This is a genomic window from Dialister succinatiphilus (assembly GCF_928721695.1).
Taxonomy (GTDB): Bacteria; Bacillota; Negativicutes; order Veillonellales; family Dialisteraceae; genus Dialister; species Dialister succinatiphilus.
Genome location: NZ_OV788641.1, coordinates 2,224,750 through 2,248,099 on the forward strand (window position 1 = coordinate 2,224,750; position 23,350 = coordinate 2,248,099).

18 protein-coding genes are annotated in these 23,350 nt (G+C 51.9%); 1 reads left to right on the forward strand and 17 read right to left on the reverse strand.

From position 1 onward, the window contains the following. Window positions 1–67 precede the first annotated feature (67 nt). The 8 genes from NW747_RS09390 to NW747_RS09425 form a co-directional block, all read right to left on the reverse strand. Window positions 68–1,984: a VWA domain-containing protein gene (locus tag NW747_RS09390; protein ID WP_273187129.1), complete on the reverse strand. Its 1,917-nt coding sequence runs from the start codon at window positions 1,982–1,984 to the stop codon at window positions 68–70. Beyond that, complete coding sequence (locus NW747_RS09395) at window positions 1,974–3,002, reverse strand: magnesium chelatase ATPase subunit I (RefSeq protein WP_273094532.1); 1,029 nt, start codon at window positions 3,000–3,002, stop codon at window positions 1,974–1,976. Before NW747_RS09395 ends, NW747_RS09390 begins: the two co-directional genes overlap by 11 nt. Before the next feature lie 223 nt (window positions 3,003–3,225). Then, window positions 3,226–4,275 (reverse strand): radical SAM/SPASM domain-containing protein, encoded by a 1,050-nt coding sequence (locus NW747_RS09400; RefSeq protein WP_273187131.1) that lies wholly within the window; start codon window positions 4,273–4,275, stop codon window positions 3,226–3,228. Continuing rightward, entirely contained in the window at window positions 4,268–7,993 is a 3,726-nt protein-coding gene (gene cobN, locus NW747_RS09405) for a cobaltochelatase subunit CobN (protein WP_273187134.1), read from the reverse strand. Before cobN ends, NW747_RS09400 begins: the two co-directional genes overlap by 8 nt. Before the next feature lie 453 nt (window positions 7,994–8,446). Beyond that, window positions 8,447–9,727 (reverse strand): nitrogenase component 1, encoded by a 1,281-nt coding sequence (locus NW747_RS09410; protein ID WP_273187137.1) that lies wholly within the window; start codon window positions 9,725–9,727, stop codon window positions 8,447–8,449. Next, complete coding sequence (locus NW747_RS09415; RefSeq protein ID WP_273187139.1) at window positions 9,714–11,009, reverse strand: nitrogenase component 1; 1,296 nt, start codon at window positions 11,007–11,009, stop codon at window positions 9,714–9,716. Before NW747_RS09415 ends, NW747_RS09410 begins: the two co-directional genes overlap by 14 nt. Next, on the reverse strand, window positions 10,993–11,811 hold the full coding sequence (locus tag NW747_RS09420; protein WP_273187141.1) for a nitrogenase iron protein NifH: 819 nt from the start codon (window positions 11,809–11,811) through the stop codon (window positions 10,993–10,995). Before NW747_RS09420 ends, NW747_RS09415 begins: the two co-directional genes overlap by 17 nt. 278 nt (window positions 11,812–12,089) lie before the next feature. Continuing rightward, window positions 12,090–12,662, reverse strand: coding sequence for a DNA-3-methyladenine glycosylase I (locus NW747_RS09425; protein WP_273187142.1), 573 nt, complete (start codon window positions 12,660–12,662; stop codon window positions 12,090–12,092). A gap of 644 nt (window positions 12,663–13,306) precedes the next feature. Here NW747_RS09425 and NW747_RS09430 point away from each other — a divergent pair. Next, a complete protein-coding gene (locus NW747_RS09430) occupies window positions 13,307–14,077 on the forward strand; it encodes a class I SAM-dependent methyltransferase (protein WP_273187144.1) in 771 nt (256 codons plus the stop codon). Window positions 14,078–14,368: 291 nt separating this feature from the next. Here the strand turns inward: NW747_RS09430 and NW747_RS09435 are convergent, their stop codons facing one another. From NW747_RS09435 to NW747_RS09475, 9 genes are all read right to left on the reverse strand, one after another. Beyond that, entirely contained in the window at window positions 14,369–14,896 is a 528-nt protein-coding gene (locus tag NW747_RS09435) for an NUDIX hydrolase (RefSeq protein ID WP_273187146.1), read from the reverse strand. A gap of 330 nt (window positions 14,897–15,226) precedes the next feature. Further along, complete coding sequence (dut, locus tag NW747_RS09440; protein ID WP_273187149.1) at window positions 15,227–15,673, reverse strand: dUTP diphosphatase; 447 nt, start codon at window positions 15,671–15,673, stop codon at window positions 15,227–15,229. Continuing rightward, window positions 15,670–17,760 carry a polyribonucleotide nucleotidyltransferase gene (locus NW747_RS09445; protein WP_273187152.1) on the reverse strand — a complete coding sequence of 697 codons (2,091 nt, stop codon included), beginning with the start codon at window positions 17,758–17,760 and terminating at the stop codon, window positions 15,670–15,672. Before NW747_RS09445 ends, dut begins: the two co-directional genes overlap by 4 nt. Before the next feature lie 853 nt (window positions 17,761–18,613). Continuing rightward, on the reverse strand, window positions 18,614–19,015 hold the full coding sequence (locus NW747_RS09450; protein ID WP_273187153.1) for a hypothetical protein: 402 nt from the start codon (window positions 19,013–19,015) through the stop codon (window positions 18,614–18,616). Window positions 19,016–19,095: 80 nt separating this feature from the next. Continuing rightward, the gene (gene rpsO, locus NW747_RS09455; protein WP_008858838.1) at window positions 19,096–19,365 is read right to left on the reverse strand and encodes a 30S ribosomal protein S15; all 270 of its coding nucleotides are present in this window, start codon (window positions 19,363–19,365) and stop codon (window positions 19,096–19,098) included. A 119-nt stretch (window positions 19,366–19,484) separates the two neighbouring features. Continuing rightward, complete coding sequence (locus NW747_RS09460; protein WP_273187155.1) at window positions 19,485–20,273, reverse strand: ABC transporter ATP-binding protein; 789 nt, start codon at window positions 20,271–20,273, stop codon at window positions 19,485–19,487. A 2-nt stretch (window positions 20,274–20,275) separates the two neighbouring features. Continuing rightward, window positions 20,276–21,157, reverse strand: a complete 882-nt coding sequence (locus NW747_RS09465; protein ID WP_008858836.1) for an ABC transporter permease — start codon at window positions 21,155–21,157, stop codon at window positions 20,276–20,278. Window positions 21,158–21,200: 43 nt separating this feature from the next. Beyond that, entirely contained in the window at window positions 21,201–22,241 is a 1,041-nt protein-coding gene (locus NW747_RS09470; RefSeq protein ID WP_273187156.1) for an ABC transporter substrate-binding protein, read from the reverse strand. A 93-nt stretch (window positions 22,242–22,334) separates the two neighbouring features. Continuing rightward, window positions 22,335–23,336, reverse strand: coding sequence for an ABC transporter substrate-binding protein (locus tag NW747_RS09475; protein ID WP_273187158.1), 1,002 nt, complete (start codon window positions 23,334–23,336; stop codon window positions 22,335–22,337). Window positions 23,337–23,350 lie beyond the last annotated feature (14 nt).

Genomic DNA, 23,350 nt, shown 5'->3' on the forward strand with positions numbered 1-23,350 from the left:
TGCTCCTTTCCAGTCGAAACAAGATATGTCAAAACCAAATTCCCGGTACCGCAGTACCGGGAATCCCTTACCTATTGGCCGCGGTTCTCCAGATATGGAGGAGCTGGTCTTCTGAAATTTTATCCACCTGGAAGTAGGAGGCTCCCATGGCTTTAGCCAGCTTTTTAGCAAGGCCCAGTTTGATGAAGCCGGATTCCGTATCAATCACTGCCACAGGAATATGTCTCCTGCCGATGCGTTTGGCCTCTTCCATAGCATCGGTGACGGGGTTGGTTCCTTTGTTCAGGGGACTGGTAGCCCTGCCGTCGGTGATGAGGATGACCACGGGGTCCTGGTTCGCATCCTGGCGGTAAAGCATGTCCAGCACGTCTTCCGCCTTAAGGAGTCCCTTGGCCAGAGGTGTCTTGCCTCCGGTAGGCATGGAAGCCAGTTTCTTCTGGGCAAAGTCTACGGACCTTGTGACGGGAAGAAGGACTTCCGCCTGTTTTTTGCGGAAAGCCACCATACCTACCCGGTCTCGTTTCTGGTAGGCATCCAAAAGAATTTTGAAAATGACCCCTTTCACCGTTTTCATTCGTTCTCTGGCGCCCATGGAGCCGCTGGCATCTACAACAAAGAGGAAAATATTGCCGGTCCGCTTTTCACGGACCTTGCTACGAAGATCTTCTTTCCTGATAACCACAGCACAGCCGTTGGAAGGTCTTGCCCTCTGGTAGGGCGCTGCAGCGCGGAGGGTGGCATCGAATGCAATGTCCGATGTTTTGGCCCTGGGGATTTCCGCCCTTACGTAGCGTCCCTGCATGAGATCTGTCATGGTGAGACTTCGTTTGCCGCTTCCTTTTTTCGGTTTCCTGTCTTTAGACGGTTCTATCCACATAGGCGGCAGATTCACATGAAGGTCCGCATCGTCGATTCTCTCCCGGCTCTGACCGCGGGGATTGGACATCTGCGCATTGTCTTCATTCTGCTCATGATTGCTGTCATCTGCATCCTCCGTATCCATCTGGGGAGGCTGGGCTTCTGGCGGATGGCTGAATTCAGTTTCCGATGCGCTTGGCTGTTCCGGCTCTTTTTCCGGAGGTCTGTTTTCTTCCTCCTGCTGCTCGGGTTTCATATCTTCTGGAGGCTGCTGTTCTTCCGCTTTCCTCATGCGATGGGGCAGGACGAATTCCGCAGCCTTTTCCAGATCCTTGGGGAGCACGTACTTTCTTCCCGCCAGAGCGGCTTCGGCCCTGGCCGCTTCGATGAGGTAAATATCAGCCCTGTGGCCTGCCACATGGGCTTTTAGGGTATATACTGCCGCCAGCTGCACCATGGCATCCGAAACTTCCACACTGCCCAGAGCATTTCTGGCTTCTTCCACTTTCTTTTTCAGGGCTTCCGTTTCTTCCTGCCATTGGGCCCGGAAAGCGATGCCGTCCTTTTCAAAGGCCAGCACCCGGCGGATGATTTCCTGCCTTGCCTGTTCGTCGCAGGAGGGGTCGGCCTCTGCAAAAAGGCCGAACCGGTCCAGGGAAGAGGCGGAAAGGGTACCGCTATCCGGATTCATTACAGCCAGTACGGTGAAGGCCGTCTTCCTTTCCTCCGAAAGGCCGTCCCTTTCCAGACGGTATCCGCCGGCTTCGCGGATGTTCAGCACCGCAGAAAGGAGATCGTCCCGAAGGAGGTTTACATCATCCATATAAATAATGCCCTTATCCGCTTCGTCAATCAGTCCGGGAAGGAGTTTTTTATGACCGCTGCGGATAGCCTCTTCTGCATCGATGGAACCAAAGAGCCGGTCTTCCGTGACACTGATAGGGATTTCCACCCAGGGAGCGTCCACCAGTTCCCTGGCGCTTCTCACCAGGGTGGACTTGCCGCTGCCTTTTTCTCCGGACAGGAGAAGGCCGCCGGCAAAGGGGTTCACCAGGGTGAGGAGGATGGCTTCTTTGGCTTTTTCCATGCCGCAGATAGCGGCAAAAGGAAATACATTACGCTTCATCGTCAATGACCTTGTCCACTTCAGTCCAGTCCAGTGTCTGTTCTTCGAAGGGACGGCGTCTCATACGATGAGGCAGGGCCAGTCTGGAAGCTTCCCGGATGTCTTCTTTGGTGACTTCTGTATGTCCTGCCACGGCTGCAATGGTTTCAGCAGTTTTAATCAGGGTAATGTCGGCACGATGTCCGTCTACCCCCAGGGTAATGGAAATTCTGGCTGCCAGAAGAAGGATATCGTTGGAAACTGTCACCTGGGGCAGCAGTTTCATGGCTCTTTCAATGCGGCGCACTTCTTTTGCCTGTTCATCCTTCCACTGTTCCAGGAAAGGTTCAGGATCTGCTTCATAGGCCAGTCTTCTCTTAATGATTTCGGCCCTCTTTTCCGGGTCCTGTTCACCGGCCACTTTGACAGAAAGGGCAAAGCGGTCCAAAAGCTGGGGACGGATATCCCCTTCTTCCGGGTTCATGGTGCCTACCAGGGAGAAACGGGCGGGATGGGAGTAGGAAATTCCTTCTCGTTCCACCGTGTTGATACCCATGGCAGCGGAGTCCAGCAGCACATCTACTACATGGTCATCAAGCAGGTTGATTTCATCGACATAAAGAATATTTCGATTGGCATCTGCCAGAATCCCTGTTTCAAAAGAACGCTTTCCTTCGCGGATGGCCGCTTCAATGTCCAGTGTACCTACCACGCGGTCTTCCGTAGCGCTGACAGGAAGTTCCACCACTTTCATGGGGAGCATTTCTACCGGCGGTTCTTCATGGTCGTATTTTTCATGGCATTCATCGCACCAGTTGGCCCGGTCATCGGGGTCGCAGTGGAAACGGCAGCCCTTGATGCACCGGCGCGGTGGCAAAAGGTCGGCCAGCGCACGGACAGCCGTAGACTTGGCCGTCCCCTTCTCCCCCTGGATGAGCACGCCGCCCAGCTTTGGATTGACAACATTCAGCACTAAGGCCTTCTTCATGGTATCCTGCCCGATAATGGCAGTAAATGGAAATGTTCCCTGTCTTTTCATATATCCTCCTTGTATGTTAGAAATAGTATGTAGTGAGCTGGTGGGATAGTGTACTAGTGTTCCAATCAGCTAATTAGTCAGCTAGTGTCCTAGTCAGCTGGCAGGCTGGTGAGCCTGCTGCAGGCAGCATATATACTGCACCCGCAGGGCGCCGCTGCCATCCTTCGAACATTCTGAACCCTTTCCCCATCAGCTTCCCAAACAAAATAACTCTTTGCCAGTCTCACCGGTTTTTCTCCAGATACTTCCGGATGAAGAACTTCTTCATGGCACATTCTGCATCGGAAGGCCTTACGCGGCCCTCTTTATCAAGCCACCTTGAGAAGCATCCGCCGCCGCAGAGGGGAAAGTACTCACAGCTGCGGCATGGGCTCATGGCCTTTTTGATAAAGGCGCCCACTTCCCTTACTTTGTCCGGGTCCCTGCCGGTTTTCACCGTACCCAGCCGGTATGTTTCCCGTCCCATGAGAGACGAGCAGGCGTATATTACGCCATGTACATCTACAAAGGCAGCCTCGCCGTTCATGGCGTAGCACTGGGGAAACTCATGGTTTCCCCCGCCATAGAGATGTGCCACCCGATCTTCCTGGGTGAAATGGATATGGCGGCCTGTTACTTTTTCCAGCATGGCCATACGGTTGTATACCGCCTCCAGTGCCTTTTCCATGTCCCGGGCTGAAGGTTCATGAAGGTTTTCCCCTCTTCCCTGCTCCCGAAGGATGTCAAAGCCCACCTGGTGTACATTGCCGTAGAAATGGGCCATGTCTGCAATGCCGGGAAGGTCGTTCACCATATCATCGGTGACAACACAGGTAATGCCGGTGCCGATGCCCTCTTCCGCCAGATGGCGGAAGCCCCGGGCCGCAGCCTTTGAGGAAGAGGAGCCATCCTTGACGGGCCTGGTCCTGTCCATGACAGAAGGCCTGCCGTCACAGGAAATGCCGATGCCCACACCATGGTCATAGAGAAATCGGCCTATGTCCCTGGTGAGGAGAGAGCCGTTGGTCTGGATCTGCATCTGCGCATTGAAATGGTTTTCTTCCACCACATGAACCAGTTTTCTGATGAGAGGAAAACGAAGGAGCGGCTCTCCGCCGGAAAACTGGAGGAGAAAGCGTTCTCCTGAAGCGCCGGCCATCATGACCGCCTCTACGGCCGTTTCCTCGTCCATGTCCACTGCATCCACATCAGAAGCATAGCAGTAGCGGCAGGAAAAGTTGCAGCGGCCTGTGAGGGTAAGCACCAGCATGCGGATAGGCGGTATGCTATTCATCGTCGTCTCCGTCGTCTTCCAGTTCTCCTTCCACAGAAAGGTAGAGCTGCTGCAGTTCTTCCTTCATTTCATCCCCTGCATTCCACATCTTGCGCTGGTCTGCTTCCAAAAGGGTTTCCGCCATATTCTGCAGGGCCCAGGGATTCACCTTTTTCATCCACTGCTGCATTTTGGGATCCAGGGCATATTTTTTGGCATACTGCTCATACATCCAGTCGTCCATAACGCCGCTGGTAGCATCCCACTGGAAGCTGATAGACAGGCGGTTAGCCAGGTCCGTGGCTCCTTTATAGCCATGTTTCATGAGACCTTCGATGAATTTCGGGTTCATGGATTCACTGCGGAAGACCCGTTTCATTTCTTCCTGCACCGTCTTCACGCCTACGGAAGAGCGGTTGGTGCTGTCTCCTACGTAGGACTCCGGTGTTTTGCCGCCAAGGCTCTTCACTGCCGCAATCATGCCGCCATGGAAAGCGTTGTAGTCATCGGAGCTTAAAATATTGCTTTCATGGTTTTCTTCATTCTTTACGGTGAGGTCCAGAGAGGAGAGCCGTTTCTTAAAGAGTTCCGGCTTGAAGACACCCCGGTTTCCGCCGCCGAAGACATGACCGCCCCAGCGGACATACACATTGGCCAGATCGTCTTCATTCTGCCAGTTCTTGGAGTCCAGCACCGTATTCACGCCGGCGCCGTAAGTACCGGGGGCATCGCCGAAAATACGGAAAGCCGCATTTCTCCATGCATCGTCGGCATCTACCCCTTCGTCTTCCATGATCTTCGTGTCCTCTTTCACATGTTTTCTGACGAAATTGTCTTCATCCGATTCATCCTGGGAGGCTGCCAGAAGCACTGCCTTGTCCATGAGTTCTGCCAGCTGGGGCAGGGTATCCCGGAACAGGCCGCTGATACGACCGGTCACATCGATTCTGGGCCGTTTCAGTTCCGAAAGAGGTATCACTTCCAGATCCGATACCTTAAGGCTTCCCTTCTGCCACCGGGGGCGGATGCCCAGCATGTAGAGGAATTCCGCAATATCCTGGCCGGAGGAACGCATATTGGGGCCGGACCAGAGGACCATGCCGATATTTTCAGGGTATTTTCCCTGGTCGGCAATGAATTTTTCAATCATCTTGTCCCCCAGCTTCACGCCCAGCTGCCAGCCTGTAGGTGAAGGCAGAGTTCTTGGATCCACGCCGTAGAAATTTCGTCCCGAAGGAAGGAGGCTGACACCGCCGGCATTGGGAGAGCCGGAAGGCCCGGGTTCCACATACCGTCCGTCCAGGGCATCCAGGGTATGGTCCATTTCCTCCCCCGTTCTTTCAAGACGGGGATAGATTTCATCGGTTACGAAATGGAGAAGAGCTTCCAGTTTATCCTTCCATTCCTTTTCCCCTTCAGCTTCGGGAAGGGAAAGGGCTTTGGAAACTGCTTCTTTTGTGAAGCCTCCATCCTGCACCGCTTTGATAACCGTCTTCGTTTCTTTTCTGATACGGCTCATCAGCTCGCCGTAGGTACATTTCATCTCTTCATCCACTTCGGCGGACCGGCTCTGGATCGTATCCAGGGTGGTGTGATACTTTTCTGCCCACAGGTCGTAAATGGAGGGCACCTTGTCATTGGACAGGCGGAGAAGCTGGAGAATGCCATCAGTCAAAAGGTCTCCCTCCAGAGGCTGTCCCAGGATATGAAGTCCCACATGGACCTCGCTGTCCTTCAACTCTTCAATATAGTTATGCACATCTGACAGGTAGGCGTCAAAGTCGTCCCCTTCTTTATATGGAAGGTCCTGGTCCAGTTTTGCCTTTTTCACAAGGCCAAGAAGGGTGGGCTTCATATCTTCCGCGCCGTTCCCCGTTTCCTTCTGGTGAGCATATTCATCCAGCGTCTTTTCCAGTTCTTCGATTTCATCATAAGCACCGGCATCAGCTACGGGAGCCGGCATATAGCCGATAAGGCAGCCGGAGGCCCGCCTCTTGGCAATCATGCCTTCGCCGGTAATGGTCATATGGTAGGGATATACATTGGGCAGGTCTCCCAGGGCAATGTCTGGATAGCTTTCTTCATCCAGTCCTACACTCTTCCCCGGCAGCCATTCCAGGTTTCCATGGGTCCCCATATGGATGACCGCATCTGCCTTCCACACATGACGGAGCCAGTAGTAGAAGGCCAGATACTGGTGAGTCGGTGCAATATAGGGGTCATGGTAGGCTTTGGAAGGGTCCATGCCATACTGGCGGGACGGCTGCACCGTAAGGAACATATTTCCATCCATGGTTCCGGGCACCAGGATATTTCCTTTTTCGGAAATCATCACGTCTCCCGGTGCCTTTCCCCATTCCTCTTCCATCTTTTTCTGTGCATCGGCGCCCAGGGTGTGGAAGAATTCCACGTAGTCCTTAGCCGAAAGCTTCTGGCATTCCTCTGCCTGTTTTTCGGTCATCATGGAAATATCATTGGTGGCATGGGAGGTCATGAGTTCGATAAATTTTTCCGTTGTTTCCGGAATGAAATCGATGGTGTACCCGTCTTCCTTCATTCGCTTCATGAGACGAATGGCACTTTCCATGGTATCCAGCCCCGAGGCGCTGCCTATGTTGGAATTCTTAGCCGGATAATTGTGGAAAATAAGGGCGACTTTCTTATGGCTGTTCTTCATTTTATGAAGGGCTGCCCATTTGCCTGCCTTTCCCACCATGCGGCTAATCCGTTCGGGAATCGGCTTGAATTCCACAGTGCCATCTTCTTTCTTCATTCTGCCGGCAATGGGTACGCCGTGAATGACGCCGTCCAGCTCCGGCATGGCAGCAGCAATGGAGGTTTCAATGGCGTTAAGGCCTTCCCCGTTTTCTCGCCATTCCTTTTCCGAAACCAGGAGTGTATAGGCTTCAAGCAGGGGCACCCCCAGCTTTTTCAGCGTATCTACACTGGCCTTTCCGCTACCGGTAAGGGAAAATTTCATGGTGCTCACCAGAGAATCAATCACCGTCTTCCCATCTTTCATGAAATAGGTGGAAATGACGTCGGACAGGGTGGGCATGCCAAGGCTCACATCGGGCGACCCATTGGCAAAAACAGGAAGTACATGGTACCCCTGCTTTTCCGCTTCATCTATAAAAGCGTTCTGGTAGGACAGATCCCCCCAGATCCATTCCTCCCGGTAAAACAGGAGACCGATGACCGGCTTTTCGTCACCGGAAAACTTCTGGAGGAAAGAAGAAAGGTCCGTGGTAAATCCTTTTTCACTGTCCCTGTCGTAAATACCAGCCCAGGTATAGCTCTGGGGAGCCGGCGGCTCTGCAATGGAGGAGTCAAAAAGAGAAGAAGCGTAGAGCCAGAGATTCCTGAAATTTTCCATGCCCCCGTAAAGGCAGTATTCGCGGAACCGCTTCATCATATCATCGGAAAGAGAACCACTGTGCTCCGCTGTATCCCCATCCACTGCATCCACAAAGTAAGGAATGCCGGACCTGTCCAGAAAATTCCTGCAGTCCTTCCAGAAACGGGATTTCAGTCCATTCTTCATCAGATGGATCATGACCAGAGAAGCGCCTTTCATCTTTCTTTCCCAGGACCGGTCCCAGTCGCTGGTGCGCTCCAGAAAAACAGGAATGCAGAGGTCTGAAATCTTCCCTTCTTCCTGCAGCCCGTCACAGGCCTTCTTAATGGCAGCATATCTTCTGTCATGGTTTGTCATGTAAATAATCTTAATATCGTCCATACATACCTCTTTCCTTAGAGACTTCAGGACACGCCTTTGGCGTGAGAGTTCAGAGTGTTCGGAGAATGTGGCATCGCCCTGACAGGTGATGAGTATAAAGTCGGCTTTACGGTATTATCTTCCTGCCCATAGTCATTCTACGCCGCAGGCAAAACATCCCGCTGCAAGCCGATAGTGACTCTGACCAGCGCTAGTACACCAACACACTAGTTTCCCAGTCCGCCAGCCATTCCTTTCCCCAACTTTCTCGCCCATCTCCTGTCCTTTTCATAATTTCCATGATTTTTATTAATTTACTTTATATATTATACTATTTTTGCTACATTTTTAAAGGCAATGATTCTGATTTATTTAATAAATCTCTGATTCACCTGTAGCTTATAATTTTCCTGCATTAAAAAAGCACTGATAAATTCAAAGGCCATAATTATCAGTGCTTTACATTTCCTATGTTTATTTTATATGTTTCCCATACCGGATCTGCCGAAGACGGGCGTTCCATATTTTTTCATAGAGCAGGGCAGCGCCTCGAAAACCGCAGTAAGGAAGGTCGGAAAAGGAGCATTCATCGTAGGAGGGACGGGCAATATGACAGGAAACGAAAGGTTTATGAAGCCTTTCCAATCTTGTCGTTTCGTGACTGCTGGAGAGGACAAGGCCGTCCTTCCAGTTTTCGTAATCCTTCCTGATATCCTCATCATTTTCCGTCACAAGCCGAACATCATCAGCCAAAGGACAGGTCCGGTCCGCAGGTGAAACGAGGTGTACCGTAAGCCTGGCCGTATCTATCCATTCACTGCGCAGAGCCTCTGCTATGCCCAGGGCCTCGGACGGCGGTGCCGCCACCAGCACCTCATCAAACCACAGGGAGCCCCAGAGAGATTCCAGACCATTTCCCTTTCGAAGGACTTCCTCAGCCCTTTCTTTTTCCTGGTCCAGAAAAGGCTCAGCCTTCCCAAAGGACAAGAGGGAAATTACTTTTTCTGTCCATTTCCTGCTGCCTTCAAAGCCATAGGGAAGACCTACGGAAGCATAGGGAATGTGGAAGCGCTTTTCCATTTCCTTTGCCGCCGGAAGGCCCAGTTCATCCCGCACCACCAGGTTGAAAGATGCCTTCGGAGCTTCCATGATTTCATGCCAGCTGCTTTCACAGCCGGGCGTGGAAATGACCCTGATGCCGCAGCCCTTCAGGATGCGCCGAATTTCATTTCCCTCTTCCCTGCCCTTCAGATACACTTCCGAAAGGCCCAGCACATTCACGGAAGCAGGAACGGTGCTTCCTTCCTTCATTTCCTCCACCACCCGAAGGAAAGCCCGGGCGAAGCCTTTCTCAAAGGAGCCTTTCAATCCGCCGCTGTCCATGGTATATACCGGCCAGGGACCGCCGAACTCTTCCGCAATGCCCTTTACATCATCGCCAATGAGACCGGTGCTGCAGTTGCTCTCCAGAAAGACCCGCTCCGCCGTGCCCTGGCTTCGAATACGGGAAAGGCCCCGAAGGATGTCTTTTTCCGTGCCATATACCAGAGACGATGGAGACGTGCCGGTGCAAGAGATGCAGCGGGCCGCCCGGCTGTTTTCATCATCTATATATTTCATGGCATAGAAATAACACCATAGCGGCCCGTTTATGAGGACAAAACTTCCGGGAATGGATGCAAAAAAGGCAGCGGATCCTGTGAGGCCGCAGGTATCATTATGGTGGCAGGATAATTCAAATTCACATTTTGACATAGGTCATGCCTCCCTTCCTTCCATGACGGCAAAGCAGTCGGTACAGGGAGGTAAGAAACGCCAGCTCTCCCTCCGTCCCCGCCAGAGGCACCATGGGGATGAAAAGCTGCCGAAGGGAAGAGTCGTATATTTCATTGGTGGTGAGAAGAACGTCCGCCGTCTCCATGGACTTCTGACCTTCTTCCTCATGATAGACTGGAATATCACCCAGAGCGGAAATTTCCTCCCTGTCTGCCGCCATATCTTCTTCTGTAAGATTGGAAAAGAACATGACTCCTGCAGGCTCCATGTGAAGTTTTTGGAGAGACTGGATGGTGCCTGACGGATGGTACCAGCGCCGCCCCCGGCCAATGGCAATGAATACCTTCTTCCCCTCTGTAACCGGCAGAAAGGAAGACACCCGCTTCTCTACTCTTTCCATTTCTTCCCGGATAAGGGCCTCCCCTTTTTCTTTTTCCTTCATGAAATCAGCGAGCCGCCTGATCCATGACCAGGTGCCCTCCAGTCCCAGAGGGTAGCAATCTCCCAAAAAGGGAATGCCAAATTCCCTTTCCAGCCAGAGGGCTCTCTCCTTCATTCCCTTCGGCTGCCCCGCCGTACCCAGAAGGACAGACAGGGATGCCTCCGTCACCTGGCTCCACTTTGAAAAAGGAACATAGCCGGGAAACTGGAAATCCACGGTAAGTCCGAAGAAAGAAAGAAGCCGTTTCACCTCCCGGGCATACTGCCCCTCGGGACCCATCTGGTCCCCCAGGAGGAGGACCTTTCCTTTTTTATGGTCCTGCTTTTTGAAAAACCGGTGCATAATGGCATCCATGGTTTTATAATAGCCATCGGAATATTCACCACCCAGAAAGCCGGAAAAAGCCATGGACAGCACCGGAATGCCATAGGTCTCCTCTGCCTCCCGGGCTTCTTCATCCACATCGTCGCCAATGACGCCGGCCACGCAGGAAGAGGCAATCACCAGGCATTCGGGATGGCAGGTCTTCACCGCATAGGCAATGCATTCATGGAGCCTGTCGATGCCGCCAAAAATGCTGTCCTTTTCTCGGAGGTTCGAGGAAACGAGGGGTACTGTCTCCTCCACTTCCCTCTCCCCGTCAGCGGAGAGACGGTAATGGTTTCCCAGGTCCATGGACGCCGCCACGTGGACGCAGCCCATGGGGCTGTGGAAAATGACGGCGCAGCCCTTGCAGCCCACCACCGCCCTCCATACGGCGGTCATGGTGCAGCTCATGGATTTGTTTTTTGCAAAAAGCCACTTAGTTTTCAGTGCCATACCGGCTCACCAGCTTTTCCAGATCATCAAAGGAGACCGGCGTAGGGATGGTGAGATTCTCATTGGTGAGAATCGTCTCCGCCAGCTTCCGGTACACATCGGCCTGGGCAGAGTCCGGTGCGTACTGGAGCACGGTCTGCCTGTTATTTTCGGCGAGGTTCACGATTTTATCTCTCGGCACAAAGGCCACCAGCTTTGTATGGAGCATGTCCGCAAACTCCAGAAGCAGTTCCTTCTCCCCCGGTACCTTCCGGCTGTTGCCGATGATGCCGGCCAGCCGCACCTTGCCTCGGGAAGCAAAACGGCGGATGCCCTTGGCAATATTATTGGCGGCGTAAAGGGACATGAGCTCCCCTGAGGACACCACGTAGATTTCTTCAGCATACCCTTCCCGGATAGGCATGGCAAAACCGCCGCACACCACGTCCCCCAGTACGTCGTATAGGATGAGGTCCGACTCCGGCAGCGCATGGAGGCGGTCCAGAAGCTGCAGGGCCACGATGATGCCCCGGCCGGCACAGCCTACCCCCGGCTCCGGTCCCCCGGCTTCCACGCAGGTAATTCCGTTAAACCCGGTATGGATGATGTCCTCTTTTTTAATTTCAGAGGCATCCTTTGTGCGGATCTGATCCAGCACCGTTTCCTTGCAGATATGGCCCAGGAGCAGGCGGGTGGAATCATTCTTCGGATCACAGCCGATCTGGCACACCCGCTTTCCTATGAGACTCAGGGCAGCGGACACATTGGAAGCAGTGGTGGATTTGCCAATGCCTCCCTTTCCATAAAAAGCGATTTTCTTCATAGGGCTCCTCTCCTTATGTATGAATGATGAAATGCAGGTTATATGTATATTATAGCATTAACAGATAGTGTAAAGTGGCGGAGGGGTAACGCCTACGGCGAAGTGACTCAAGGGTAATGGCCTGCGGCCAAGGGGAATGTGGCGGCGCACAAAATTTGGAAGCGCCGCGGAGTTTTTATACTGCGGCATCGCCGCCGAATACATTATCTGCAGCGCTATATGAATTGTGCACCGCACCTTCCCCTCGCCGTAGGCGTTCCCCCTGAGTCACTTCACCATCAGGCGTTACCCTTTAGCCACTTTTCCTTAAAACACCCCTCCTCATGGGAGTCAATCACCCCCACTGCCTGGAGGTAGGAATAGATGATGGTGGTGCCCACGAACTTCATGCCCCGTTTCTTCAGGTCTTTGGAAATGGCGTCAGACAGAGGAGACGAGGTCTGCCCTGTTTCCCGGATAGTCCTGCCTTCCGTCCAGTGCCAGAGGTAGCTGTCGAAGGTCTTCCATTCCTTCCGGATGGCCAGGAATACCTTCGCATTGCCCACGGCGGATCGGATTTTGAGGCGATTCCGGATGATTCCCGCATCCTGCCGGAGGGATTCCATCTTCTCTTCCCCGTAGGAGGCCACCTTTACCGGGTCAAAGCCATCAAAGGCGCGGCGGAAGTTCTCCCGCTTATTCAGGATGGACTCCCAGGAGAGGCCGGCCTGGAAAGACTCCAGCAGCAGCATTTCAAAGAGCTTCCGGTCATCGTGCACCGGCACCCCCCATTCTTCATCGTGATATTTTACATACAGCGGATTCTTCGGATTTGCCCAGAAGCACCGCTTTTTTCCATCAGCCCATTCCATGGAGCCGCCTCCTTTCCTTTATCCCTATTATTGTACCATGGCGGAAAGGGGGCAATACGGTTGGAAACCATAAAGATTTATTACGGACCGGAAGGTTTATGCTACATTGCTATTTGAGAGAATATGGGGATAGAATAAGATGAGAAAGACAGGAAAAGAGTGGCTATCCGCTTACAGCTGACAGCGGATCAGCCGCTTCGCGGCGAAATCGTTTTACATCGAATAAATCGAGTGAACAGCTTTTGGACCGTTAGACGATAGAAAATAGATGGGACAAGCCCTGCGGGCCGAATCCATCAGTTCCCTGCAGCTAACCCCACCGCAGTGCGGCGGCAAGCGAACAGAGTTCGCAGGGAGCCGCCAGGCGACCGAGAACCCCGTGAACCCCTCCCACCAGGAGCCCCTTTTCGAGGAAAGGCCTCGTGCTGAGGCATTTGCATGTTTTGGGGTCAGAGTCATTTGGAACCCATCTGCGGCAAAACCGCTGAATGCATTATTCGCGGCGCTATATGAATTGTGCGCCGCCACATTCATTCCTCATTTCTAATTTTTCCCCCCACCTTGCCCGCAGGGCATTACCCCTCATTCACTTTTCACCACTTCCGGCAAGACTGCCCTTTTAAGTCATAAGGAGATATCCCATTATGAACACATTAGACAAAATCAGAGCTTCCTTCACTCTCCAGGCGAAGAATTTTGAGTCCGGAGCCATGAATTTTTCCAAAAAAGACTATCTCGCCCATACGGTAACGTCCCTCCGTCTTCGGGGTAATGAAAATGTCCTGGATGCTGCCAGCGGCACCTGCGCCAATGGGCGGTCCATTGCCCCCTTTGCGGCCCATGTGACCTGCCTGGACGCCACAGAAGCCATGCTGGATGTGGGAAAAGAAGCTGCCAAAAAAAAGGGGCTCTCCAATATGGATTTCAAACTCGGTATCGTGGAAGACATGCCCTTTGAAGATGAAACGTTTGACGTGGTCATTTCCAGGCTCGCTTTCCACCACTTTGCTGAAATGGAGAAGCCCTTTTCTGAAATGACCAGGGTTCTTAAAAAAGGAGGCACCTTAGCGGTCATCGACATGGAAGCGGCATCGGAGGAGCTCCGGGAAAAAGAGGATGCCCTGGAAATTCTCCGGGACCCGTCCCACGTGAAAAACAGGAGCCTTGCGGAATTTCTGGCGCTTTATGAAAAGTATGGATTCACTTTGAAAACAGAAGAACATAACCCTATCGAAGTATCCCTTTCCGCCTGGCTGAATCTGACAAAAACAAAGGAAGAGAGCCGCCGGGCAATTAAAAAAGCCCTGGAAAATGAACTCCAGGGCGGTCAAAAGACCGGATTTGCTCCTTTTGAAAAGGAAGGAAATCTCTATTTCACCCAGCGTTGGCTGCTGCTGTTGGGTGTGAAAGGATAGGCGAGGCCTGCAGCGATTGTTTGGCCAGGCGACGTGAGAACACATGGAGCTTTGAGCTGGTCAGGCCTTTTGGGACGATTCCATCAACTCCCCCCCGCGGGAGCCCCTTCCCAAGGAATGGCCCTAATGCAGAGTCAATTTCATGTTTTGGGAATAGAGTCGTCAGGTTTCCACCTGCAGCTTCGCTCCTAACATATTTCATAAGGCAGCTATATGACTTGTGCGCCGGTACATTCATTTTTCATTCCTAATTTACCACCACCTTCCTCTTATCCACCTGCCAGCTGTCTATTATATCTTTCCTTTGGCCATGGCAAAAGCAGCCAATGACTTGGCGTCGAACATCTTTCCTTCCCCTATCATCTGCCATACTTTTTTCAGGGGCATGGGGAGGACGTCCAAAAATTCTCCTTCGTCCAGGTGCTGTTTCGTGTGGACCAGGTCCGTGGCCAGGTAAAGGTGAATGGTTTCGTTGCAGAAGCCGGGGGTGGTGTAGACGTAGCCCAGTTTTGTCAGTTTTCCCCTGTACCCTGTCTCTTCTTCCAATTCCCGGGCGGCGCACTGTTCCGGGGTCTCGCCGGGGTCCATTTTCCCCGCCGGAATTTCGAGAAGTGCCTCTTCCACGGGGTACCGGTACTGTTTCACGAAGAGCACTTCACCTTTGTCGGTCACCGGAATAATAGCTGCGGCTCCCTGATGGAGCACCACTTCCCGGATGGTTTCCCGGCCTGCCAGTTCTACGGTGTCTTTGAATACATGGATGATCTGCCCGTCGTAAATGGGCTTGCGGTGAATCAGTTTTTCCTTTTCGATGCTCATGATGATTACTCCTTTATGGTAAGTATAAGTTGCAACTCCATGCTTGTGAGAAGTGGCTGAGGGGAATCGCCTTCGGCGAGGTGGCTCAGGGGGAACGGGCTTCGCCCGAGGGGATGGTGCGGCGCACAAATTTGAAAGCGCCGCGAAGTTTTATTCTGCGGCTTCGCCGCCGGATCTAATATTCGTGCCGCCATTTAATTCTGCTGCGGCACACCACCCCCTCGCCCACAGGGCGTTCCCCTCAGTCACTTCAGCCACCTCAGCCACTTTTAGTCAACATCCCAAAAGGGCAGTGAGAAATGAAATCCCATTTCCTCACTGCCCCTTTTTTTATTTTCCGGTGCTGCCTACGCCGCCGGTCCGTTTTCCTTCGGCCCGGTCGCCGTCGGTCTTCAGGTATTTCTGGAAAATCCCTTGGGCCACCCGGTCGCCTTTGGCCACGTGGAACGGTTCTTTTCCTGTGTTGTATACGGCCACCATAATGTGACCTTCGTTGTCCTCGTTATTATAGTAGTCGGAGTCGATAATTCCGGTGCTGTTGATGAGGATAATGCCATGTTTGATGGCCATGCTGGAGCGGATGTAGATGCCCAGGTATTCGTCTGCTTCCATGCAGGCCTTGAGGCCTGTGGGAATGAGGGTGACTTTGCCCGGAACAATGTCCATGTCCGCTGCGCTTTCGATGTCGTAGCCGGCGCTTGAGGCGGTCTTTCTTACGGGGATATGGATTCCCTTGCCTTCATAGGCCGTTACGATTTCAAATCCCCGGCTTCTCATTTGTTTTTCTTGTCCAGAAGAAGAGCTTTGCGGGACAGGTTAATCCGGCCTTTGTCGTCGATTTCGGTGACCTTGACCATAATTTCATCGCCCACATGGACCACGTCTTCCGGCTTTTCCACTCTGTGGAGGGCCAGCTGGGATACATGGACCAGGCCTTCTTTGCCCGGCAGGATTTCTACGAAGGCGCCGAATTTCATGAGCCGTGTTACCCGGCCCAGGTAGGTTTCCCCTGCCTTCACTTCATGGGTGAGGCCTTCTACGATCTTCTTTGCCTTCTGGGCTGCTTCTTCGTCGGTGGAGGAAATATAGACGTGGCCGTCTTCTTCGATGTCCAGCTTCGTGCCTGTTTCATCCTGGATCTTGTTGATGGTCTTGCCGCCGGCACCGATGACTTCGCGGATCTTGTCTACGGGGATGGTGATGGCAATGATCTTCGGTGCATAGGGGGACAGGTGGTCTGCAGGCTTGTCGATGCATTCCGCAATCTTTCCGAGGATGAAGAGCCGTCCTTCATGGGCCTGTTTCAGTGCCTGCAGGAGGATATCACGGGTAATGCCGTGAACTTTGATATCCATCTGGATGGCGGTGACGCCTTTTGCGGTGCCGGCCACCTTGAAGTCCATATCCCCCAGTGCGTCTTCCATGCCCTGGATATCGGAAAGGATGCTGAACTTGCCGCCGTTTTCGATGAGACCCATAGCAATGCCTGCTACCGGAGCTTTAATCGGTACGCCGGCATTCATGAGGGACATGGTGCTGCCGCATACGGAAGCCTGGGAGGAGGAGCCGTTGGATTCAAGGATTTCAGAAACTACGCGGATGGCATAGGGGAATTCTTCTACCGAAGGAATCACCGGACGGAGTGCCCGTTCTGCCAGGGCGCCATGACCGATTTCCCGGCGTCCCGGTCCCCGGGAGCCCTTGGTTTCGCCTACGCAGTAGGAGGGGAAATTGTACTGGTGAATGTATCTCTTTTCGGTAATCGGGGTGAGGTCATCGATGATCTGGGTTTCAGACATGGGAGCCAGGGTGGTTACGGAAAGAGCCTGGGTCTGGCCGCGGGTGAAGAGGGCGCTGCCGTGAACTCTCGGGAGCAGTCCCACTTCGCAGGTAATTGGACGGATTTCGGTGAGCTTTCTGCCGTCCGGACGGATGCCTTCATTGGAAATGGAGTCCCGGACAATCTGCTTTGTCAGGTGGTCCAGGCTTTCTGCCACGTCGCCGCCGTTGTCGGGATAGATGTCAGCGAAATGTTCTTTGGCTGCTTTCTTTACTGCATCAATGTTGCCATCTCTTCTGAGTTTGTCGGCGTCGAAAATAGCCTTCTTCAGGTCAGCGGTGGCATAGTCGGCCACGGCCTTTTCGATTTCTTCCGGAATTTCCGGGAAAACGAGTTTTCTCTTTTCCTTGCCCACTTCTGCAATGATCTTCTTCTGGAAGCGGCAGAGTTCTTTAATGGTTTCATGACCGAAGAGGATAGCATCCAGCACTTCTTCTTCCGGTGCTTCGTTGGCGCCGCCTTCAACCATCATGATGGCTTCTTCTGTACCTGCTACGGTAATGTTCATGGTAGAAGCTGCCAGCTGTTCCTGGGTGGGGTTCACCACATACTGGCCATCTACCCTGCCGATACGAACGCCGGCAATGGGGCCGTCCCAGGGAATATCGGAAATGCCGATGGAAGCAGAAGCCCCCAGCATGCCGCACAGCTCCGGCGCATTGTCGTAGTCCACAGACAGCACCGTAGCCACCACATGCACATCGTTGCGGCAGCGTTTATCAAAAAGCGGACGGATAGGACGGTCAATCAGACGGGCATTCAGAATGGCGGAATTTCCCGGACGGCCTTCACGACGCAGGAATCCTCCGGGCATCTTGCCTACGGCATACATCTTTTCTTCATAATCCACGGTCAGGGGGAAGAAATCAGTTCCTTCCCTCGGTTCCTTGCTGGCAGTGGTAGCCACCAGCACCACCGTATCACCGTATCTCACCAGTACGGCACCATTGGCCTGCTTTGCCATCTTGCCAGTCTCAATAATAAGCGGACGACCGGCCAGTTCCATCTGAAATGTCTTGAACATTCCTTTTCCTCCTGTAATCAATAAATCCTTTTTCACGTATTTTCTTATTATACAGGATAGTTATGGCAAAGTGAATAGGAATGTTTCGTCATCAGATGAAAAAGTCCATCCGGCCGGTGAGTACAAAAAGCAGGAAAATGACGGACAGGCATTTCCCCGCTTACCTTTACAAGTGCCTGCCACCCCAGCTTTATAGAGGTCTTTGGTATTGGAAAAAAGGGGCCGGATAGGTGGGAGTGGTATTCATGGATGGTTTTGTGCCGTTCCATTTCATCCATCATAGAAATATCTGTACCGGCAGTCAGGGAATTTTTTCAGAAAGTTACATGTCTAGGGAAGCACTGATTAATTCGCAGAGTCTGCTTTTATAAGAATTTTTATGCACTGCTTCGTCATGGGGCTCCTTAAATAGCTCGCTATTCGCGTCGCCCCATTCCTTGCATTGCATAAAAATTCAAGAATAAAATCAGACAACGATTTAGTCAGCGCTTCCCTAGAAATTTTATCTTTCGCATATGGTATTCTTCCTGCAGAAAGCCTGTATCCTCTATTTCATTACATCTATTCATATTTAATTGCGAAATAGGCAAACATATTTGTTTATCATACTATTCTATTATTGAATTTTATATAGTATAATAAGCATAGATGAGAGCTTGGACAAGGTCCGGGGAGTGGCCACGAAAAAATACCCGGTTCCTTGTTCGGCTGCAAGCCATCTCGCATGGATGAAACCATAAGAGCTCCGGGCTTCGGTCCGTTCGATGCGTTATGAGTGAGACCTGCATTACCTGATTAAACGCCTCGGTTCATTCTGAGGTTCTACAAGCGAAATGCCTGAAAGAGGCCATCGTCATGATGGAGCGGTGGAAGATTGGCGCATCTGTCTTCTATCCGTCGGGCCTAGCTCTTTCAGGCTTTTCGTGTTGCCGGTCGTGATGAAATCGGGCTCAATAAAAAAATCCCCGCCTTTTTTACAAAGGGTGGGGATCTTTTTATTGAATTCATGAGTTGACAAATTTACTCTGAAAAATGAGCTATCCCAGACTTCATGGGAGTTTATCTTTCCTACAAAAAGTCTGCTGTTATCCACTGCCTGCGGCACCACCGTCGGGCATTCAGGTACCCGCATGGTATGCAGTCTATACTCGAATAACAGCCTTACGCCACAGTGCTGCAGGATAGTCGTCTTCCAGAGGAAGAAGGCTGTATACTTCATCCCCCTTCCCTCTCCTGGCAGCCTGTCTGTTGCCATACAGCCACTTTTTGTGAATATCTTTCGGTCCTCTTTTCACTAAAAAAGACTACCTTTCGGTAGTCTCTTTCTTTGAAATCTTATTTCAGACGCAGGCCCAGTTTTGCACCGAGAGCTCTGTAGCGTTCGATGTCTTTGCGACGGAGATAGTCCAGCATGTTTCTGCGCTGGCCAACCATTTTCAGCAGGCCGCGGCGGGAATGATGGTCTTTCTTGTGGGATTTCAGATGTTCGGTAAGGAGAGCGATTCTCTTGGAGAGGATAGCAATCTGTACTTCCGGAGATCCGGTGTCGCCTTCGTGGACTGCATAGGTGTCAATGATTTCTTTTTTTGCTTCAGCTGTTAACATAATAGCCTCCTATAAAAATATAAATTGCTGTATCCAGGTCTACGCCGGAGTTGCGATAAACTGGGGTACAGTTCAACCACGTGTAATTATACATGAACGGACTATAGATTGCAAGGCGTTTATCCAAGAAGAACTCTATCGCTCATGGCGCCGGAGGTTTCCTCAAATTTCTTCAGCAGATCGTCGATGGTGAGTTTCTGCTTTTCTTCAGGACTGTAGTCGGCAATAATGGTGCCGCTGTTCATCATGATGAGGCGGTTGCCGTATTTCAGGGCATCCCTCATGTTGTGGGTAATCATCAGGGTGGTGAGGTGCTGTTCGTGTACGATTTCATCGGTAATTTTCAGTACTTTGCCTGCAGTTTTCGGATCCAGGGCTGCGGTAGGTTCATCCAGAAGAAGGATGTCCGGCTTTTTCAGAGTGGCCATAAGGAGGGTCAGTGCCTGCCGCTGGCCGCCGGAAAGGAGTCCGATTCTGGTGGAGAGACGATCTTCCAGGCCAAGGCCCAGACGAGCTACCATGTCCCGGAATTTTTCATGGTCACCGGAGGAAAAAGCCCAGCGAAGCCGGCGGCTCTCCCCTCTTCGGGAAGCGATAATCAGATTTTCTTCCACCTGCATGCCGGCGGCTGTACCTTTCAATGGATCCTGGAAAACCCGGCCGATGTACTTGGCTCTTTTATATTCGCTTACCTTAGTCACATCATTGCCATTGATTTCAATAGTGCCGCTGTCAGGAATATAGGCACCGGCAATAGAGTTCAGAAGGGTACTCTTACCTGCGCCGTTGCTGCCGATGACAGTGCAGAAATCACCGTCGTTCAGAGTCAGGGACAAATGGCTAAGCGCTTTCTTTTCATTGGTGGTTCCCTTGAAGAATGTTTTGCTGATATCTGTAACTTTAAGCATAATCAGCCTGCCTTTCCTATATTGACTTTGCCCTTGATCATAGGAGCAGCCAGGGCAAGCATGACAAGAATAGCGGTGAACAGTTTCAAATCGTTCGGCGGCATGCCCAGATAGAGCACCACTGCAATGACTACGCGATAAATAATGGAGCCCACCACCACAGCAAGGAGAGAGCCGGAGAAGCTGTCCACGCCAAGAATCACTTCACCAATGATGACGGAGGCCAGGCCGATAACGATGGTACCGATGCCCATACCTACATCGGCAAAGCCGTTGTTCTGTGCTACCACGGCACCGCAGAGGCCGATGAGGGCATTGGAAATAAAGAGGCCCATAATAATCATGGTGTCCGTGTTCACACCCTGGGCCCGTACCATCTGAGGATTATAGCCGGTAGCGCGGATGCACATTCCCAGTTCCGTACCAAAGAACCAGTAAATAAGTGCGGAAATAATAATCATAAGGACTGCCGGCACAATGAAGGCTGCCGTGGACTGGCTCACATGGAGCAGACTGGCGGTGGTGGAAAATACGGTATCCACCCGCAGAAGAGAAATATTGGCCTTTCCCATAATGTGAAGGTTAATGGAGTAAAGGGCAATCATGGTAAGGATGCCGGCCAGAATGGCGGGAATCTTTAATTTCGTATAAAGGATGCCGGTGACCGTGCCTGCAATGAGGCCTCCTGCCGCACCGGCTGCAATGGCTGCCCATGGAGAGGCGCCGGAAGCAATAAGAGAAGCTGCAATAGCACCCCCCAGAGGGAAGCTGCCTTCGCAGGTCATATCCGGTACATCAAGTACGCGGAACGATAGAAATACGCCAATGGCCAGGATGGACCACATCAGTCCCTGGGCAATGGTGGAAACTGCTAAATCTGCCATTTCATTTCCTTCCTTTATAAGGTTAACTGAATACAAATCCTAATCAGGGTCTTGCAGGCTGTCCGTCATAGAGGTACAGCTTTCTGGAACGCTGCCACAGGTCTCCGGGCAGCGGAATATTCAAAGCATTCACCTGCTTCATATTGATGACGATATCCGGATCCTGCTGCCGCATGATGGGAATATCTTCCGGAATCAAATCCCCCTTCAGCAGACTGGCTGCCATGCGGCCGCCGGAGAATCCCATGCGGTAGTAGCTGGGGGATACGGAAATGAGAGCGCCCCGCCGTACCATTTCAGACTGTTCTCCAATGATAGGAATATTGGCACCATTCATCACCTTTACGATGTCATCAAAATGGGTAAGGAGGTCCGTGTCTTCCGGCACATAGAGGGCCGTAATATGCCCTACCAGTTTCTGAATCTGGGGCTCTGCCGCTTTGTCGGGCTGATAGGCTACCTCATAGAGGGAAATCCCTTTCTGGGCAGCTACTTCTCGGAGGATTTCTACCTGCAGAGAGGCAGCTGCATCGCCGGGATTATAGAGAATGCCCAGCTTTTTCACAGACATGCAGCGGCTGGCCATGCGAATCTGGGTCAGGATAGCCGGATTATCCATGATGCCGGTAAGATTTCGATGTCCTGCGAAATCTTTATCTTTCTTAAAATTCATGACCCCCACTCCCACAATAGGAATGTTTTTCGTCGCTTTGACGGCTGCTTTGGCGGAGTCGGTGCCTATGGCGATAATTAAGTCCTTTTTGTCACGGGCAAACTTCTTTGCTGAAGCTTCCAGTTTCTTGTCATTGCCCTTGGCCTGCACAATGTCGATTTTGGCTCTGCCGCCCTTGCTGTATCCCTCAGCTTCCAACGCTGCCAGCACACCGGCAGTCATTTTATTCTGTTCTGCCAGATCATCGGACTGCAGAATGCCGATGGAATACACATTCTTCGCCGCAATAGGCACCACATCTTCATTCACCGGTTCCGGCGATGAAGACTGGTACAACATCACGGCCATCACTACATTACACACCGCAAAAATAAGCATTAACCACCAGAGCTGTTTCAGTTTTGAAGCCACAACACTAACCCTTTCCCTAAAATTTTAAAACCATAGATAAAGAGTAACCTCCGTGGAAATCGGAAGTTACTCTTTGTCTTTTCCTGTAAAACGTCAGATCATTTCTGCCCTGTCAAGAACTTCCTTTGGAATCTGGATACCCAATGTTTCCATTTCACTCTTATTGATGTAAAGCTTTGTTTTCTCTGCTCCTTCTACAGGGAAATCTTTCACTGTCTTATTTCCCTTCAGGATTTCCGCAGCCATCTGGCCTGCCCGATGTCCGATATCGTAGAAGCTGATGGACTCGGAAGCCAGCACGCCATTCTTCACATGACCCACTTCTGCGCCGTACACCGGAATCTTGTCCCTGTTGGCCACTGCCATAAGGGTGGGGATGGAGGACGCGATAATGTTATCCGTTGGCACGTAAATGGCATCTACCTTACCGCCCAGGAAGCCTTCCGCTACCTGCTGTACATCATTCACAGAATTCACTGTCAGTTCCACCACATCAATGCCCAGGGGCTGGCAGTTTTCCTTCAAATGCTTTGCCTGTACCACGGAATTGATTTCACTGGAATTGTAGATAATGCCGATTTTTTTGACATTAGGCTGGATTTCCTTAATCAGCTTCACCTGCTTATCTACCGGTCCCCGATCATTGGTGCCGGTTACATTGCTGTCCGGTGCCTTCTCCGACTTCATGAGCTTTGCATTTTCGAAATCAGAAATAGCGGTACAGATAATGGGAATCTTATCAGTGGCATTGGCCATAGCCTGAGCCGCCGGTGTGGAAATCGCACAAATCAGATTATAATTGCCGGACACATAGCGGTTGGCAATGGCTTTCAGGTTGGACTGATCGCCCTGAGCATTCTGCTCATCAATTTCCACTTTGTCCTTCAGCCCCGCTTCGTTCAGAGCATCCACAAACCCTTTATTCGACTCATCCAGTGCCGGGTGCTGCACAATCTGCACCACCCCCACCTTCATTTTGCCGCCGGAGCTGCTGCTTCCGCTTCCGCTTCCACCGCCGCAGCCTGCCAAAACACCTGCTGCCATAAGGCCGCATAAACCTGCTGCCAGAATCTTCTTCCATTGACTTCCTGCCATTCTACTGTTCCTCC

What these genes read in the sequence shown, in the direction of transcription:
- NW747_RS09390 (WP_273187129.1), bottom strand. Translation starts at nt 1,984, where the DNA reads ATGAAGCGTAATGTATTTCCTTTTGCCGCTATCTGCGGCATGGAAAAA.
- NW747_RS09395 (WP_273094532.1), bottom strand. Translation starts at nt 3,002, where the DNA reads ATGAAAAGACAGGGAACATTTCCATTTACTGCCATTATCGGGCAGGAT.
- NW747_RS09400 (WP_273187131.1), bottom strand. Translation starts at nt 4,275, where the DNA reads ATGAATAGCATACCGCCTATCCGCATGCTGGTGCTTACCCTCACAGGC.
- cobN (WP_273187134.1), bottom strand. Translation starts at nt 7,993, where the DNA reads ATGGACGATATTAAGATTATTTACATGACAAACCATGACAGAAGATAT.
- NW747_RS09410 (WP_273187137.1), bottom strand. Translation starts at nt 9,727, where the DNA reads ATGTCAAAATGTGAATTTGAATTATCCTGCCACCATAATGATACCTGC.
- NW747_RS09415 (WP_273187139.1), bottom strand. Translation starts at nt 11,009, where the DNA reads ATGGCACTGAAAACTAAGTGGCTTTTTGCAAAAAACAAATCCATGAGC.
- NW747_RS09420 (WP_273187141.1), bottom strand. Translation starts at nt 11,811, where the DNA reads ATGAAGAAAATCGCTTTTTATGGAAAGGGAGGCATTGGCAAATCCACC.
- NW747_RS09425 (WP_273187142.1), bottom strand. Translation starts at nt 12,662, where the DNA reads ATGGAATGGGCTGATGGAAAAAAGCGGTGCTTCTGGGCAAATCCGAAG.
- NW747_RS09430 (WP_273187144.1), top strand. Translation starts at nt 13,307, where the DNA reads ATGAACACATTAGACAAAATCAGAGCTTCCTTCACTCTCCAGGCGAAG.
- NW747_RS09435 (WP_273187146.1), bottom strand. Translation starts at nt 14,896, where the DNA reads ATGAGCATCGAAAAGGAAAAACTGATTCACCGCAAGCCCATTTACGAC.
- dut (WP_273187149.1), bottom strand. Translation starts at nt 15,673, where the DNA reads ATGAGAAGCCGGGGATTTGAAATCGTAACGGCCTATGAAGGCAAGGGA.
- NW747_RS09445 (WP_273187152.1), bottom strand. Translation starts at nt 17,760, where the DNA reads ATGTTCAAGACATTTCAGATGGAACTGGCCGGTCGTCCGCTTATTATT.
- NW747_RS09450 (WP_273187153.1), bottom strand. Translation starts at nt 19,015, where the DNA reads ATGGCAACAGACAGGCTGCCAGGAGAGGGAAGGGGGATGAAGTATACA.
- rpsO (WP_008858838.1), bottom strand. Translation starts at nt 19,365, where the DNA reads ATGTTAACAGCTGAAGCAAAAAAAGAAATCATTGACACCTATGCAGTC.
- NW747_RS09460 (WP_273187155.1), bottom strand. Translation starts at nt 20,273, where the DNA reads ATGCTTAAAGTTACAGATATCAGCAAAACATTCTTCAAGGGAACCACC.
- NW747_RS09465 (WP_008858836.1), bottom strand. Translation starts at nt 21,157, where the DNA reads ATGGCAGATTTAGCAGTTTCCACCATTGCCCAGGGACTGATGTGGTCC.
- NW747_RS09475 (WP_273187158.1), bottom strand. Translation starts at nt 23,336, where the DNA reads ATGGCAGGAAGTCAATGGAAGAAGATTCTGGCAGCAGGTTTATGCGGC.